General features: G+C 37.4%; 15 protein-coding genes. 11 read left to right on the top strand and 4 right to left on the bottom strand.

The window, feature by feature from the left end:
• Positions 1-23 precede the first annotated feature (23 nt).
• Positions 24-731: a hypothetical protein gene (locus MKY01_RS18385; RefSeq protein WP_339282981.1), complete on the bottom strand. Its 708-nt coding sequence runs from the start codon at positions 729-731 to the stop codon at positions 24-26.
• A 680-nt stretch (positions 732-1411) separates the two neighbouring features.
• On the opposite strand from MKY01_RS18385, the gene MKY01_RS18380 reads away from it, so the two are divergent.
• From MKY01_RS18380 to MKY01_RS18365, 4 genes are all read left to right on the top strand, one after another.
• A complete protein-coding gene (locus tag MKY01_RS18380; protein ID WP_282321085.1) occupies positions 1412-1909 on the top strand; it encodes a hypothetical protein in 498 nt (165 codons plus the stop codon).
• A 73-nt stretch (positions 1910-1982) separates the two neighbouring features.
• A complete protein-coding gene (locus MKY01_RS18375) occupies positions 1983-2678 on the top strand; it encodes a hypothetical protein (RefSeq protein ID WP_282321086.1) in 696 nt (231 codons plus the stop codon).
• A 105-nt stretch (positions 2679-2783) separates the two neighbouring features.
• Positions 2784-3068: a hypothetical protein gene (locus tag MKY01_RS18370; protein WP_339282979.1), complete on the top strand. Its 285-nt coding sequence runs from the start codon at positions 2784-2786 to the stop codon at positions 3066-3068.
• An 11-nt stretch (positions 3069-3079) separates the two neighbouring features.
• On the top strand, positions 3080-3409 hold the full coding sequence (locus tag MKY01_RS18365; RefSeq protein ID WP_339282977.1) for a YolD-like family protein: 330 nt from the start codon (positions 3080-3082) through the stop codon (positions 3407-3409).
• Positions 3410-3623: 214 nt separating this feature from the next.
• On the opposite strand, the gene MKY01_RS18360 is transcribed toward MKY01_RS18365, so the two are convergent.
• Both MKY01_RS18360 and MKY01_RS18355 read right to left on the bottom strand, forming a co-directional pair.
• Complete coding sequence (locus tag MKY01_RS18360; protein ID WP_339287209.1) at positions 3624-4634, bottom strand: site-specific integrase; 1011 nt, start codon at positions 4632-4634, stop codon at positions 3624-3626.
• A gap of 27 nt (positions 4635-4661) precedes the next feature.
• The gene (locus MKY01_RS18355) at positions 4662-4808 is read right to left on the bottom strand and encodes an Arm DNA-binding domain-containing protein (protein WP_255319799.1); all 147 of its coding nucleotides are present in this window, start codon (positions 4806-4808) and stop codon (positions 4662-4664) included.
• Positions 4809-6129: 1321 nt separating this feature from the next.
• On the opposite strand from MKY01_RS18355, the gene MKY01_RS18350 reads away from it, so the two are divergent.
• The 3 genes from MKY01_RS18350 to MKY01_RS18340 all read left to right on the top strand — a co-directional run bounded on the left by MKY01_RS18350 (position 6130) and on the right by MKY01_RS18340 (position 11903).
• On the top strand, positions 6130-7149 hold the full coding sequence (locus MKY01_RS18350; protein ID WP_339282975.1) for a phosphotransferase: 1020 nt from the start codon (positions 6130-6132) through the stop codon (positions 7147-7149).
• 1476 nt (positions 7150-8625) lie between these two features.
• Positions 8626-9300, top strand: a complete 675-nt coding sequence (locus MKY01_RS18345) for an adenosine deaminase (protein WP_339282973.1) — start codon at positions 8626-8628, stop codon at positions 9298-9300.
• 1301 nt (positions 9301-10601) lie between these two features.
• Complete coding sequence (locus MKY01_RS18340) at positions 10602-11903, top strand: aldehyde dehydrogenase (protein ID WP_339282972.1); 1302 nt, start codon at positions 10602-10604, stop codon at positions 11901-11903.
• A 104-nt stretch (positions 11904-12007) separates the two neighbouring features.
• Here the strand turns inward: MKY01_RS18340 and lexA are convergent, their stop codons facing one another.
• Positions 12008-12634 (bottom strand): transcriptional repressor LexA, encoded by a 627-nt coding sequence (gene lexA, locus MKY01_RS18335; RefSeq protein ID WP_017688034.1) that lies wholly within the window; start codon positions 12632-12634, stop codon positions 12008-12010.
• Between the two features lie 297 nt (positions 12635-12931).
• Here lexA and MKY01_RS18330 point away from each other — a divergent pair, with 297 nt between their 5' ends.
• The 4 genes from MKY01_RS18330 to MKY01_RS18315 all read left to right on the top strand — a co-directional run bounded on the left by MKY01_RS18330 (position 12932) and on the right by MKY01_RS18315 (position 15069).
• Complete coding sequence (locus MKY01_RS18330; protein ID WP_127547640.1) at positions 12932-13309, top strand: LysM peptidoglycan-binding domain-containing protein; 378 nt, start codon at positions 12932-12934, stop codon at positions 13307-13309.
• Between the two features lie 95 nt (positions 13310-13404).
• Positions 13405-13614: a DUF896 domain-containing protein gene (locus MKY01_RS18325; RefSeq protein ID WP_017688036.1), complete on the top strand. Its 210-nt coding sequence runs from the start codon at positions 13405-13407 to the stop codon at positions 13612-13614.
• A gap of 125 nt (positions 13615-13739) precedes the next feature.
• On the top strand, positions 13740-14249 hold the full coding sequence (locus MKY01_RS18320; protein WP_017688037.1) for a hypothetical protein: 510 nt from the start codon (positions 13740-13742) through the stop codon (positions 14247-14249).
• A gap of 28 nt (positions 14250-14277) precedes the next feature.
• Positions 14278-15069, top strand: coding sequence for an HAD family hydrolase (locus MKY01_RS18315; RefSeq protein ID WP_339282970.1), 792 nt, complete (start codon positions 14278-14280; stop codon positions 15067-15069).
• The last annotated feature ends 285 nt before the right edge of the window (positions 15070-15354 follow it).

Raw genomic sequence — 15354 nt, 5'->3', positions numbered from 1 at the left:
TTCATGATGATCTCCTTTAAAATTTATTTCTCTTTTGCGTCACTAGCACTGAACATTATTCCAATAGCATCAGATCCAGTTATTCTATAACGAATTCCGTTTAGTTCTGTTGATTCATTAACTGTTGTCCAATCCACGCCTTCATTAAGGATACCCAGGTCATCAAGAACATTACCAACAGCTTTTGATGGTAAGTCTGGATTGGTTGCGAGTATTACTAAACCTATAGTTAAAACAAGATCTGTTCCAGATGAAAGAGTGCCATTACCCTGGCCTATCATCATTACATCACGTAATGATCCGTCTGCTTTGTTTACTGAACCGGCTATACCTATGTAATCTGTGGTCATATACTGGAATACATCTTGAGCTGGTCCAGTTTCGATGTTTAATTTCTTGCCAATTTTCAGTTTGGAGTTATTAAGCTCATCTGCGCGTTTATTGAACGATTTACGAAATTCTTTCGGAGTCATTCCCAGAGTGCCTGGTATTTCTAAGTTCTTATCCTCTTGCTTCTTTACATTCTCTTTTGCTACCTTAACTTCCTCGGACTTAGTAGCAGATTTTTCAGCAATAACAGTTTCTGACTTGGTTTCAGCCGGAGCGGAAACTTCGGTTGCTGCAACTGCCTCTTTCTCAGTTTTCTCCTCATCTTTGTTGCCAAAGATACCTCCCACTATAATTACAACAATAATCCAAAACCACCATTTTTTCTGAATAGGCTTTTTCAATCTTCTTCCTCCTGATATAGTAATAATTAACAACATAAATAGTCTATCAGACCTAGGTATATATTTCTATAAAAACGTATGGATGTAGAAAATGAATACATATTGAGTCTTAGATACAAACGAAGAGTTCTTTGTCGCAGAATTATCCCAAATACGTGTCTCTGTCTGGCTTGTGAAACCTGGTCGAAAGATAATTATGGACTATTGTGGAACGTTGGAAGCGTATAGTGATGTGTCTGTAAAGATTGCTGGGAACAGATATTTTAGAGACCAGTTGAATTTAGAGCGGAAAGAAGTGGATAACGGTTGATCTTAAAGGCACTATCTTGAGCAATTAAAGAAGAGGTTTAATAAATCAAAAGTTGCTGGAAACGAATAACTCGATTGTTATCCAGGGGAAATCCATAAAAAACTTGGTTTCAAGAATCGCGATAACTGGAGATATAACCTCATCTGAGAAAAGCGGAAAACCTGCTCTGACTAGTCCCTTACTTTCAGCTTCCTTAATAATGGTTTTATTGAACGTTAAGTATAAAGGAGAATAGAGTAATCTAAATTTTCAAGAAATTATATAATGTAAGGCTAATTTCATATGTTAAAAATAGTATATCCGAACCATTCCTCTTATTCCATTATATTACTATAATTGAAATAGACAAAAAGAGAGGATGATTTTATTTATGAAAAAATCTTTATTGGTAATTTTTACTTTATTATTAGTGCTTGCTTTCCCTGTTTCTTCGTTTGCAGCTGAACCGACGGAAGCACTGCCAGACCAATTCACATCAGAATTTCTACTTGTTGAAAAACAACAAAATGACCCTGACGTAGTTTCTACGCAAGCAACGCCTAAACCAGCTGGATATGGAACTATCCTTTGTAAGGCTATAGGAAGCGGGAAAATGGAATGCAACTGGACAATCAAAATTACTAAGTCTGGTGAAGCGATCCAAAAAGCAGCGTTGGTATTTGTAATTGATAACTTTGATGGAAAAGAAGTAGGTAGAAGAAATGTGACAGTCGAACCACTAGGTACTAATTACAATACATTGCGTGGGCAAGAAACATTTACCCCAGGTAAAGGTAAATTTAAAGTTCATAAATATGGTGCAGTTGAGGGAAGAAAGGCTATATATGAAATTGTAGCTGTAACTGCAGATGTTATTGAAGTAAAATAACTATTAAATAGAATTGCGAATGAACACTGTCCTACTACAAGGCAGTGTTCATTTAATTAGGAGAGATGAAACAATGTTGTTGAATGTTTTTAAGGTTATAGATCTCATAGAAAGAAACGATGTAGAAGAGAGTTTTGATGAACCAACATTTGAAATAAAAAGATTGAATGAAGAACAGAGAACAGATTTGTCTTACGAATTTAAAGATAATACACTTTTACAATGGGTAATTATTCCTTTTTTAAATGCTGGAGACAGAGCGATAATGCAAATTCAGATACATTCACAAGAAACTGAACTCTTTCTCAGAGAACATATAATTCCTCATTTCGAAAAAGTTGAGGCTATTTATCTTAACGGAGAATTAAAAGAAATACAAATAGGAGAGATGAAAGACTCTTCTAAAAAAAGATTTCAAGATCGTGCTAAAACGACTGCTGATGTTAGCGATGTAATCAAAGATTTTTATTTGAAAGAACAAATTATCAGAACGGAGTCAATTCAATGCGTCGATTATGTGATGGACATTAAACAATTCCGTTCTTGTGTAAAATTAGAGAATATTGAGGAGGATCTATCTTTAGCAAAATATTTAAAAGAATCAATTACATTAAACAATGGAAGTTTGTTTTTATCTCCATTAAATTGGAGGTTTGACGATGAACTTTTATCATCATCTGCGCTTGAATATTTTTCTCGATTTGCTGATAGGATCTACGTTACTGTTAATGAAACTAATGGTCATATTAGATCCATTGAACTAATGTAATAAAGTTGGATAAAGAAAAGCCTTGCAGCCTAAATAAAGCTGAAGGTTTTTTTGTTGTTGATAAAAGAACGTATGTTCGCATATGATATTGATGAGGTGATTTACATGTTAACGGATTATCAAAGGAAGGTCCTTCGGATCTTATTTAACTACAAAGGTGGACGGCGTAGGTTTCCTACAATCCATGAACTGACTGTCAAAACAGGTAAGCATAAACCAGACGTTATGGCTGCTTTGGATGCTCTTGTGGCTGCGGAATACATACATTGGGAAGATAGGTCTGACACGGCTAACATAGTGATCTTGGAAGGCTGGGAACGTAAGGGAGAACGTCCTAAGGTGGAACACGCACCACCGTCTGGAAACATCGACTATTGGACTCAATACTAAGGAGGCTTGTCATGCGTAGCAGACTGAAGGATAACGGATTGTATGAGACATCTAGAATGATTATGCCTCAACACAGAGAGTCATGGTTGGCTCAGTGTGAGCAACAGAAGAGACGTGGTAAGCCGGAACTGGACGATCAGGAAATACAACGGATCAGTGAAGTACTTGTTGACTCTTATAATAGAAGTAGTACGGTAGATTTGATATTATTTAACCCTTTCTTCGAAGAGCCGATATCAGGAGTAGTTGTGGGATTAAACTCCGCACGGTGCGAAATAAAGATGATGTTGGAGGATGAGTTCCACTGGGTTTCTTTAGCCGAAATTGTATCTGTTAATTAATGAGATTGTATCGCTTTAGAATTGCGAGCCTATACTTTATAATATCTGTATAAGCATATTATTTTAATTAGGAGATTTTTGATTTAACCAGCGTCATATGTCAGAGTAGTAATGCAATCAAAAACGAGTTTCTTCATTGTACTAATCGAAAAAACCTTGTAACTACGGGGTTTTGAAGGAATGAACCGGGGGACGTTTTGAGGGAATTGCACTTCTATTGAGGTTGCGTCCCCCAAACGTCCCCCGGTTTTTGATTTTCTGATCCAAAAATACGGGAAGTGTACTCTTCATACTTATCAATGTTACGCTTTTCTAACTTCTTGGAAATATGAGCATACACATCTGATGTAATTTGCACACTGCCATGCTCGAGCTGTTCTTGTACAAATTTTATGTCAGCCCCAGCTTCAAGCATGATCACGGCATAAGTATGTCTCAAAGAATGAATTGTTAAATCCTCACTTAAACCAGCTTTTCTTAAAATTCTCTTCGAAGCATTAAATAAACTAGATTTAGGCATCGGACTACCATCATTCCTGCACAAGACCAGATTTAAATTGTGTCTGTACATGGACTCCCCTAAATTGATCTTATTTTGATTCTGCCATGAAGCATGGTACCTCAAATCATTTATGATGCCGTTACTTACACTAATGGTACGTGTAGATTTTTTGGTTTTTGTATCTCCGAAAAGTTCATCCTCGTCTGCGGCTTGAAAATCGAGTGTTACATCCACGCGGATCATCTTTTCTTTGAAATTGAAATCCGACCACTTTAGAGCGGCAGCTTCGCCTTTTCGTAACCCCGTTTCAATAAGCACTTTGAAGAAAATCCAATAAATGTACCCATACCCTCGAGCCGTATGAAGAAATTTGGGGATGTCTTCTGAATCAATGAATTGGATCGTCTTCTTTTTGTGCGCTCCTTTAATAATTGAACCTTTACATGGATTGCGTAATATTTTTCCTTGAATCAGTGCATGTTCCATGGCTGAGTATACAGTAGAGTTGATGATCTCAACTGTACGTTTGCTGAGTCCCTTTTTAAATAGAGAGTCTAAAAAGACCTGATACATATCTGGTTTTAAATCTTTGAGCATCAGACGTTTAAAATAAGGTTTGATATGGGTATTAAGGTTGTTTTCATGTAGTTTGATCGTATTCTTTCGTACAACTTCTTTTTTGTAGTTATTTATCCAATTTCGAATGTAATCGACCAAAGGAATGTCGCTCTGTTCGAACCCTTGCTTTAGCTACTTTAAAAATTCAGCAGTAGCTAATTCAGCCTCTGGTTTAGTTCGAAAACCCGCTTCGGATTTCTCTTTTTGTTGTTGAGTGAACGGATCGGTGTATTTTAACCGATACCTCCAGCCACTTTTTAAATTCTTAAAACTTGCCAATTTCATTCCTCCCTACTAGAACGTTAGTTTTTTTTGTATGTAAAACCGCCTCACAGCGATATAAGCGTAAGTTAATCAATTTTGAGCAGAGTAGTGAAATATTCTGGGTTAAAGATGAAAAAGGAGAAAGAGCTTCGAATTAAAGTCGGAAAAGATATTTTAAAAAAATCATCAAAAAACGAGCCTTCGGTAACTAAGGCTCGTTTGTGCAGGAGTCATATTTGGCTCCAATAACTATGTTTAAATTAGTGCAGAGGTTTCTTGCGGAAAAGTAACTAAAACAATTCTACCCTATTTCACAGGAATTGATCATACTTTAGCTTTAAAGTTCTTGTCCTTGGTTCGAGACCAGAACTTGTACCGATTGCCGAAAAGGAAATGATCTGATTACCGATTAGATAAGTATTTAACTACTTGTCACTGCTCTAATTCATTAAGCTGGCGGGCAGTTTAGTTTAAGATTAACTGAGGTGAACCATATCATCGCTAGTGATAAAGCAGAGAATTGAACTGGATATCGCATCGGCAACGCTGAGTTTGCAGGAAGGAGCTTAAAGTATTCACGTACTCGATACATGTGGAGTGTCTAATATTGATGGTCCGTAAGGAATAGATGAGATGTGACAGTTTAGCTCAAACGACTTAATTGTATAGTGTTGACACTTCGCCCACTCGGAGTAATATGTTACTATTGAGATAGCATTCTATTTCCGATGAAGATAGTTTGAATGTTATTTATGAAGGAGAGACACTATGACAATGTTCGAGAACAACAGCGGTTGTTTGTATAGAGCTAATAATATAAGTAACCGCCTTAAATCCGGATAGTGATAATTGTTATAGTGTAGACTTTGCTACCTTAAAATTCAACTATTTTAAGGAGCGGCTATCATGAGATATGTAAATGCCGACATCATCTTTCCGGAAGAATTACTAAATGAAATACAAAAGTATATGAACGGTGGATTGGTTTACGTCCCTAGATCAAAAGGTTTGAGTTAAAAATCGGGGTGAAAATTCAGGCAGCAGAAAAATTATAATCTTAGAAATGATGAAATCCGGCGAAAGTTTCTCGATGGTGACACTATCGAGAAACTTTCAGATCGATTTTTCCTTTCAAGCGATACTATTAAAAAGATCGTTTATACAAAATAATAGCTTAACAAAAGTCGCATTGGAAGAAATCCTAATGTGACTTTTTTGTGTATAGTATAGTTTAAATTGTTTATTACATATTTTCAAGCTTTTACTATCGTTATAATAACATATAAGAGAAGTAGTTGATTTACTTCATAAAATAAAATTTGCAGGGGGATAACAAATGAATGATTTTTTTAGATTTGATACTGATGAAGAACGGCGGGCGTTATTAATCAGAGCAAGGAAAGTCGCTTTATCTGCAATTCAAAAGTATAACTTAGAATGGGATAACATCCAGTTTATTCAACTATCCGATACGATCACGTATAAAATTGAAACCAGTACAGATAACAATTATTTACTTCGCATTCATTCGGACCGATTAAGCAGAGAGGAAATTCGTCCGGAGCTACTACTATTACAAGCCCTGAACAAATCGAAAGATCTAAATGTACCAGAAGGGATGGCAAATTGTGATGGTATTTATGTATTGGACATCGAAACAGAGACAGGATATAGGCGCCCTTATATAACGATGATGCGATGGATAGAGGGTGAAAAAGCAGCAGGTGAATTTACAGATAGTCAAGCATATAATATGGGTGTAATGATGAGCAGGCTCCATGCAGCGGCAAAGGATTTCAATGCACCTTCTGATTTTGTAAGACCTACTTGGGGAGTAGAAAGTTTTAAACGTGAAATGGCTAAGTTGGAACGTTATTATGAACGTTTTTTATCCGAAGAGGGGTGGAAGCTGTATCAAGATGCAGCTGAGAAGGTTGTATCCCAACTTACCACGATGCATCCAAGTGAACATAACTATGGGCTCATTCATGCTGATTTACATACCGGTAATATGGTTTTTAGAGATAATCAACCCTATCCGATTGATTTTGGAAGATGTGGGTACGGATATTATCTCTATGATATGGCAGGTACCATATTGGAGCTTTGGCCAAAACATCGATGGATGCTTGTCCAAGGTTATGAGAGCATGAGGAAGTTGGAAAAGGACTATATTCGCGATCTGGAATGTTTTTTTGTCATGTTCATGATCGAGAACTCCTGCCATCACTCCTCTGATCCAAGAGAAACAACCAGTTTAATCGATGAACAAAAGTATGCCCAAGCATATATAAAAGAATATTTAAATGGTAATCCATTTTTATTCGAAGTGATCGAGCCTGTAAATGTGGATTAATACTAACCGATACCGGGCTAAAATAATGATATCTTATGGTGATGATTTACAATAGGTCGCTGTTTAGAGTGTCTGTTCGTATCATCAAGTTTTAAAAACGTGAGCTATGACTTCGAGTTTATATAAGATCTACTTGTGTACTTAGCGCTGAAACTTTTCTGTTTATTAGGAAGATTTATGCTTATTCATGAAGTTTGTCCGATCCAATTGTTCTTCAGCTTCTCTAGTTCCCCTTCATTTTCGGGGTGTATTTTGACGGAGCTGTTTGGGTCGTTTCGTGATTTTTTAAACTGGCATTGAGTTGGAATGAAGGCGACTCGAATTGGTGGGTCGTCTTTTTTCTTTTCTAGGGGTTTGATGGTTTGCGCCGAATGTTCAGTTCAGCGAGATGCCAATAACGGTTGAGGCATTATGGAAGATCGAGCTTTTATATGGAAAGCATCCGTCCTATACGGAGCGTCCAGAATGGGTAGCTGTAGGAATGATGGGAAAACTTCTGATAAGAGATGATGGAACATCTCGAGAGAACGGGTACTGTATAGAACGTTATTTCTTTTTTTGTGTATGTAAAACCGTCTTACAGCGGTGTAAGCGCAAGTTAATCAAAGTATCGAACAGAGCAGTAAAATGTTGTTGTTGAAAGATGTAAAAAGGAAAATCTTCGAATTAGTAACGGAAAAGATATTTTACAAGATACATCAAAAAACGAGCCTTTGTATATAAGGCTCGTTTGTGCAGGAGTCATATTTGGCTCCGAAAGTTATGTTTAGTCTACTACATTTGTTTTATCGCTGAGAAAGTAACTATAACAATTCTACCCTATTTCAGAGAATTTGACCATACTTTAGCTTTATAGTTCATGTCCTTAGTTCGAGACCAGAACTTGTACCTTGTACCAAGTGTCGGAATAGAGATGTGTCTAATCATTGTGCGTTTAACTGAAAATATCATTTAGTATCCTAGCGCATGAGAAGTTACATATTATTATATAGCAACTGAAACACTGAGATAGGGAGTCAGATATTAAAAACGAAATATAGTACTGAAAATAGCTGTTGAGCAAAGGGAATTATACTGGTTAAAGCTATCATCATAAATATTATTTAAAAACTTTAAGGTATATAAGAGAAATTATACCAAATTTATGTCATAATATTTTTGAGTTGGAAATACAATACTTGATTCTGTGAACAAGAGGTGAGAGCAACTATGAAAAATAGAAACATAACAGGTATTGTATTGGCTATAATCTATTGCATTGTTCTTTACTTTATTTTAACAGATTCTCCGCCTGGCGAAGCTCCAAATAATCCGTTCTGGGTTTATTTGTTTATTCCAATTGGGGCTATTGTGATTACATCTTTGTTTGATTACGTAATCAAATTCGATTTTTTTAGAAAAAAGAAAGATTAGAATTGAATGGAGGACTAAAATGATACAAACAATGAAAATTGCTAAAACATTTTAGCCGGAGTCATGCTTTCTACATCTATCTCAATTCCAGCATTCGCTCAAGATCAGGCAAATTCTTTACCAGCACTTCAAGTGGAAAATAGCCTTTTAGAACTAGACGAAAGTACAACCGATAATTCCATCACTTTTAAAGACGGTTCTACATTAATTCAATATGACAGCTATTATATTGCAACAGATTTAAATAGTAAAGATGAGTTAAAAATTACAAAAGTTGATGAGACTAAAGTAAAGTATGAAAATCTCCAAACCGGCGAAGTGAATTATGCTACAAACGAAATAAAACCTATTCACGAAGATCTCAGTTTCTCGCCACAAGCATTAGCAGACGGTTATGTATATAAAGGCAAAGTAGAAAATTCCACAGAGATAATATATGCAACTGCTTCTGCAATAGCAGGTATACTTGCTTCCTTTATAGGAGGACCTGTAGGTGGTAGAATAGCGGTCATACTTGTAAGCATCGGTGGTTATTATCTTTCTAAGGATGCACCCAGAGCCTATTGGGTAACAAAAACATATACTAGAGATGTTAAGCATAGTGATTTTAATGCGACTTTATTCATCAGGAAAGACCATCATTATTACAAATATCATGATTATACCGGTTTTATTGATACCGCTTCGACAATCCAGACTTGCCAACCTTTTGGTTGTGGTCCAGTGAACGAATATTAAATCTATTTATGTCGGATAGAAAATATCCCATTAAAGTCGCTATTATAGCGGCTTTTTTTTGTTTTATTCGTACAAGTTCATTTTTCGATTACCGATTAGATAAATATTTAACTACTTAGCAGAAACTAAATAAATTGATAGAGTGGTCTTACGAAAAAGCAAAGCTTAACCGATAAAGCAATTGATGCTTTAATCCGTTGGCAAAATATTAAAGGAGTAACAAGCAGGTTTCTAACTGGCGTAGGTGTTGTTGTCACTCTTCCAGTAGCTAAACCAGCTGATTAATGTACGTGCAAATACGAGTGATAGCTGCCATTGCTCACATGCGTGGTTATAATCCAAAAGATGATGAAGTTAAAACGTTGGTGTTTTCGTGTCTTACCAGACAAGCTGCTACAGATATTTTAAGGCTGGTATAAAACCGGGCAGTATACCTGTAAAGAATGCGATTAAAAAGATTCCAAACGTAGCAATTAAGACTATAAATCATGTTTCGTGAAAAAGGTATTATGTTTTCTTTCCAAATAAGTGTAGCCCAGCTGAATTAGACTTAAAAATAGTTTTAAGATAACGGACAGGATAGTGAAATTATTACGCGAATTATCCTAGGGAGTTGCATAAAGAAGGAAAAACGTATCTAGAAAAATAAAAAAACTTCTTAGTGAGACTGGTGGAAAGTGTGCAAACCCGGGATGTTTAAGAATAGAGCCTGTTGATTACCATCAAATCAAGGTATGGGCAATTCATAAAAAACACGAAACTAGGCACATGATTGCGTGGAAAACTTAAAATAACTGATGATGAGTTATATAGATGGAAGCAGATAAAAGGGTCACCAAAGAAGCCTATGTTTGTCTGTAAGCATGGCTTACTTTTAACATGATGCATTCGTTCACCAATAGATAATCGTAAAGCTCTCTTTTCATTAATGAAAGGGGAGTTTTTTATATGTGGTAACTAAACATTTCTATTTTGAAGAAATGTATCAATTCATGTTAGTAACAGCGCAAAAACCATTGTCATTTATCTAGTAACCCATTAAAGAGAAACTGAAATTAGAATTCTTTCTTACAGTGCATCCAACTGTCGGAAGCAAAAAATCTAAATTAAGCTTCCTTAGAAATTCTAATAGCCATTACATAGTAGCAAGTACTAGCTTTCACTCTATAAAAAATCCAACCAACGTTCAAATACATACAAATGGATGTTTCATTTGTATGTTGAAAGTTTCATATAGAAGAGGTATACTTTAATTAAATTTTGAACAATTTAATTTTAAATAATTAATTGGAGATGTTAATATGGATCAGGCAAAACAACTTGTGATAGAACAACGTACATTTTTTTATACAGGACAAACTAAAAATATCGAGTATCGGATTAATGCACTTCAACAGCTTAGAAAGGGAATTGAAAAGTATCAGCAACGGATTCAAGATGCACTTCGGGCAGATTTGAACAAATCAGAGGCGGAAGCTTACGGTTCCGAGATTCGCATTGTTCTGGGTGAACTGGATTTTGCATTAGAACATCTGCAGGAATGGGCTGCACCAAAACAAGTCCCAACCAATTCGGTTATGCCGGATGGGGTGAGCACCATTTACCCTGAACCATACGGAGTGGCTCTTATTATTGCACCTTGGAACTATCCTTTCCAACTGGCCTTTGGTCCACTGATTGGAGCAATTGCAGCCGGTAACTGTGTAGTTATCAAGCCTTCTGAATTAACACCAGCGGTATCTCGTCTGACATATGATCTGATTCAGGAAATCTTCCCTCAGGAGTATATCGCCGTTATGGAAGGGGAAGTTGAAGCCAGTACAGCATTGTTGAAAGAGAAGTTTGATTATATTTTCTTCACAGGAAGCACAGGTGTTGGTCGCATTGTTATGAAGGCAGCTGCGGAGCATTTGACTCCTGTAACCCTGGAGCTAGGGGGCAAGAGTCCTGCTATTGTCCATAACGATGCAGAACTGAAGCTGGTGGCCCAGCGTATTGTTCGTGGTAAGTTCCTGAATGCAGGCCAAACTTGCGTTGCTCCGGATTATTTGCTTGTACATGAACAAGTTCATGACGAATTGATCAATCTGATTGGCGCAGAGATCAAAGATAAATTTGGGGACGATGTGTTACAGAACGCTGATTTCCCGCATATTGTTAACTCGCGTAACTTTGATCGGTTGTCGAAATTCCTAACAGATGGCAAAACGCTGATTGGTGGACGTTCTGTACGAGAGCAGTTGCTCATTGAGCCGACTGTACTTGGAGATGTGAACTGGGAATCAGCTGTCATGCAAGATGAGATCTTCGGTCCGATTCTTCCTGTATTTACGTACAGTGACCTGAATCCTATGCTAGATGAGATTGTTCGCCGGCCAAAACCATTGGCGCTATATCTCTTCACACAGGATGAGCAGCTGCAGGATCAGGTTCTGAATCAAGTATCCTTCGGTGGGGGATGTATTAATGACACACTTTCTCATATGACTTCACACTACCTCCCGTTTGGTGGTGTAGGAGAGAGCGGTATGGGCTCATATCACGGACAACAGAGCTTTGATGTGTTCTCGCATCACAAGAGTGTTCTGAGACGCAGTGAATAATTAGCCGCTAAAATAACATAAACAAGAAAAAAGAGGTTGTCCTGTTGATCAGGACAACCTCTTTCGTATTTCATTACATCTAGTTTTGTTACTCAAGTTAAATATTAATGAATATCTCGGAAAAGGCCAATGACTTTACCCAGAATACTAACATGTTTCAAACGTAAAGGTTCGAAGGTCGCATTCTCCGGTTGAAGGCGAATATGATCTTTCTCTTTATAGAACGTTTTCACTGTAGCTTCATCGTCTTCAGTCATTGCAACGACGATATCACCGTTATCAGCAGTTTGCTGTTGACGGACAATAACGTAATCTCCATTAACGATTCCAGCTTCCACCATACTATCTCCCACTACTGAAAGCATAAACACTTTTTGTTCGCCTACATAATGTGTAGGAAGAGGGAAGTAGTCTTCAATGTTCTCGGTTGCAGTGATTGGAACCCCGGCTGTAACCTTACCAACAACAGGAATACGTGCAACGCTATGAGCAAATTGATGAGAATGCTCAGATTCTTCCTGGCTCAAAAGCTCAATGGCTCTTGGCTTGGTAGGGTCGCGTCGGATCAAACCTTTTTTCTCCAAACGATCCAAATGTCCATGTACTGTTGAGCTGGAAGCCAGTCCAACCGCTTCACCAATTTCCCGTACGGAAGGAGGATACCCCTTCAACCGGACTTCATTTCGTATAAACTCCAGAATAGCCTGCTGCCTGCTGGATATCTTCGACATACCGTATCAACCCCATTTTAGTAACGTTTGGGAAAATTATAACATAGAACCTCCGTTCGTACAAACATAAGTTCTAAATAAAATAGCATTAAATCAGTGTTTTTTAACTTATAGAACAGAAATTGTTCAAAAGTCAGAGCATAATATTGCAAATGCTTTGCAAATGTACTTGAAATAAGATATTGCTCCTTCTAAAAAAGAAGCGAACAATTGTTCTGAAAATCTATTGAACAAAACAAGTGTTCGTGTTATATTGATTTCAACAGATAGGAACAAACGTTTGGAGGCGGGTATTTAATGAGATATTCTACTTATCAAAGCATTTATGAACCAATGAATTCGGAACTGGTGAAGTCTAACATAGGGAAATACAAGAAGGTTTTAGCGCGTTTCAAGATTTCTTCATGGATGTTAAAGGTAGCCATTACCTCTTTGATTATATTTATTGGATGTAGCACTGTTTTAACTGTATTTGCCGGCAATGAGAATGATGTTCTGCCTGGAGGAAAGATAGCTGTTTCACAAGGGGAAACATTATGGAGTATTTCTTTGGAACATAAACCGACGAATATGGATACACGTATTTATATAGAAGCAATTAAGAAAGTGAATCAACTTCATACAACTTCCATCCAAGTGGGACAAGTACTAGCTCTACCGCAATTTGCAGAATAAAATGCACATCAATAAGTGTTAGCGCGTGTCAGCTTGACAAGCAGCCTTTATAATGGCAAAGTTAATATGACTTTGTATTTTTGGAGGGGACAAGCTTGGATATAGATAGTCTGGTAGCACGCATTAACGAATTGGCTCGTAAGCAAAAGTCCACTGGATTGTCGGAGGAAGAACTTGCTGAACGTGCCGAGCTAAGAGAGATTTATTTGAGTAATATTCGCAGCAATTTCAGACAACAACTGGATACCATTGAGATTGTTGATGATGAGAATGACAAAGGCCACCAAGGCAAACTCAAACACTAACGAAACCTAATGATATCATTATGATATTTAGGTTTCTTCCTGTTATTTTGAGTGTGCAATTTATAGGGGGAAATGTTGGTTTGCAATTATGTAAGCCGATACAAAGACACATAAGGGGGATTCTCATGTCGCGTTCGTTCGAGAGAACGGTTAAGAAAAATTCCAAGCAGTTAAATCAGCAACGCAAAAAAAGTGGTCAACCAATCACAGGTACACCAGGTGAAGAAGTCTTTAAGGGACGCAGCTTGTTGTTCCCAATATTTTTGATCGGTCTCGCCTTTTTGTATCTGTTTATGAGCACATTCCTTGTGCAAGCTCCAATGACAACTTGGGACTGGGTGACCATGCTGCTTTACGTATTTTTGGCAGTCATCTTCATGCTTCGCCGTCCATACATCAAGATTAGCAGTAATCGGATTATAACGACGAAGGGTAATCGTGAACGTTCAATTGGGGTTGACGATATCGTCAAATTCAGAATTGAACCAGGTACAGTTGTTATCGAACATAACAGTCGCGGGAAAAGATGGGTGTTTACCAAGTTATTGAACCGTTACGATACAGATGCGATTGCAGAACGTTTGCTGAAATTTGCGAAAGCACACCAGATCACCGTGGAAACCGTCGAAAAGTAATTATTGCATAAAGGGGTAGATGATCGGAATGGCGTTAAAAGCGATTTTGTTCGACCTAGATGATACTTTATTATGGGATGAGCGTAGTGTTCGAGAAGCTTTTCATGAGACTTGTCTAATCGCAGCGCAAGAGACTGGGGTCAAACCAGAAGAACTTGAAGAAGCTGTTCGTAATGAGGCACGTGGGCTGTATGAATCATATGAAACCTTTCCTTTTACCAAAATGATTGGAATCAATCCGTTTGAAGGCCTTTGGGCTAACTTTACTGGTGGGGATCAACCTGAGTTCCGTCAGTTGGAACAGCTTGCTCCAGTTTACCGTAAAGAATCCTGGCGTCGTGGCTTGTTGAAGTTGGGTATAGATCGGGAAGATCTTGCTGAACAACTGGCTGCGCAGTTTGGAGTAGAACGGAGATCTCGACCACATGTATACGAAGAAACGATGGATACCTTGCGTCAGTTACAAGGCAAGTACAAACTGTTGTTGTTAACGAACGGTTGTCCTGCTTTGCAACAAGAGAAGTTGGATGGTGTACCTGAATTGACTCCTTTCTTTGATGAGATTATTATCTCGGGTAACTTCGGAAAAGGAAAACCAGATCCGTCGATATTTGAACATGCTTTGAGTAAACTGGGTGTTAAACCCGAAGAGAGCATGATGGTTGGAGACAAGTTAACGACTGATATTCGTGGTGCTTTATCATCTGGCATCCAATCCGTATGGATTAACCGTGAGCATAAGAACAACAATGAAGCGTATGCGCCAGACCATGAAATCAAGCATTTGTCTGAATTAACAGGTCTAATTGCTAATTTCTGAACCCACTTGTGATTTCACTAAATCAAATATAACATGAAGCATTGCGGCTATTTGGACGGTATTATCGTTCACATAGCTGACAATGCTTTTTTGTTTTTAGGGTGGTTTAGCGGGTACGATGACCGAAATGAATGTTACATCTATATATTATTTATTATGGTAAAATTTATTGAAATTGTATAGGGGGTCAATTAAAATATAGTTGATATACTAGTGCCGCGGCCATATCAAATTTAAGGTAGAGATGTTTTAATAAATTTCTAACCGCAATTATAGTAAATTGCC

Origin of the sequence: Paenibacillus sp. FSL R5-0486, from assembly GCF_037975155.1 — a bacterium.
GTDB classification, from domain to species: domain Bacteria; phylum Bacillota; class Bacilli; order Paenibacillales; family Paenibacillaceae; genus Paenibacillus; species Paenibacillus amylolyticus.
This window is presented reverse-complemented; position numbering and strand designations above follow the sequence as displayed.

Excerpts from the sequence above, each read along its gene's own strand:
- MKY01_RS18320 (WP_017688037.1), top strand. The coding sequence starts at position 13,740 with ATGTCGCGTTCGTTCGAGAGAACGGTTAAGAAAAATTCCAAGCAGTTA.
- MKY01_RS18350 (WP_339282975.1), top strand. The coding sequence starts at position 6,130 with ATGAATGATTTTTTTAGATTTGATACTGATGAAGAACGGCGGGCGTTA.
- MKY01_RS18330 (WP_127547640.1), top strand. The coding sequence starts at position 12,932 with ATGAGATATTCTACTTATCAAAGCATTTATGAACCAATGAATTCGGAA.
- MKY01_RS18345 (WP_339282973.1), top strand. The coding sequence starts at position 8,626 with ATGCTTTCTACATCTATCTCAATTCCAGCATTCGCTCAAGATCAGGCA.
- MKY01_RS18315 (WP_339282970.1), top strand. The coding sequence starts at position 14,278 with ATGGCGTTAAAAGCGATTTTGTTCGACCTAGATGATACTTTATTATGG.
- MKY01_RS18365 (WP_339282977.1), top strand. The coding sequence starts at position 3,080 with ATGCGTAGCAGACTGAAGGATAACGGATTGTATGAGACATCTAGAATG.
- lexA (WP_017688034.1), bottom strand. The coding sequence starts at position 12,634 with ATGTCGAAGATATCCAGCAGGCAGCAGGCTATTCTGGAGTTTATACGA.
- MKY01_RS18370 (WP_339282979.1), top strand. The coding sequence starts at position 2,784 with ATGTTAACGGATTATCAAAGGAAGGTCCTTCGGATCTTATTTAACTAC.
- MKY01_RS18375 (WP_282321086.1), top strand. The coding sequence starts at position 1,983 with ATGTTGTTGAATGTTTTTAAGGTTATAGATCTCATAGAAAGAAACGAT.
- MKY01_RS18380 (WP_282321085.1), top strand. The coding sequence starts at position 1,412 with ATGAAAAAATCTTTATTGGTAATTTTTACTTTATTATTAGTGCTTGCT.
- MKY01_RS18340 (WP_339282972.1), top strand. The coding sequence starts at position 10,602 with ATGGATCAGGCAAAACAACTTGTGATAGAACAACGTACATTTTTTTAT.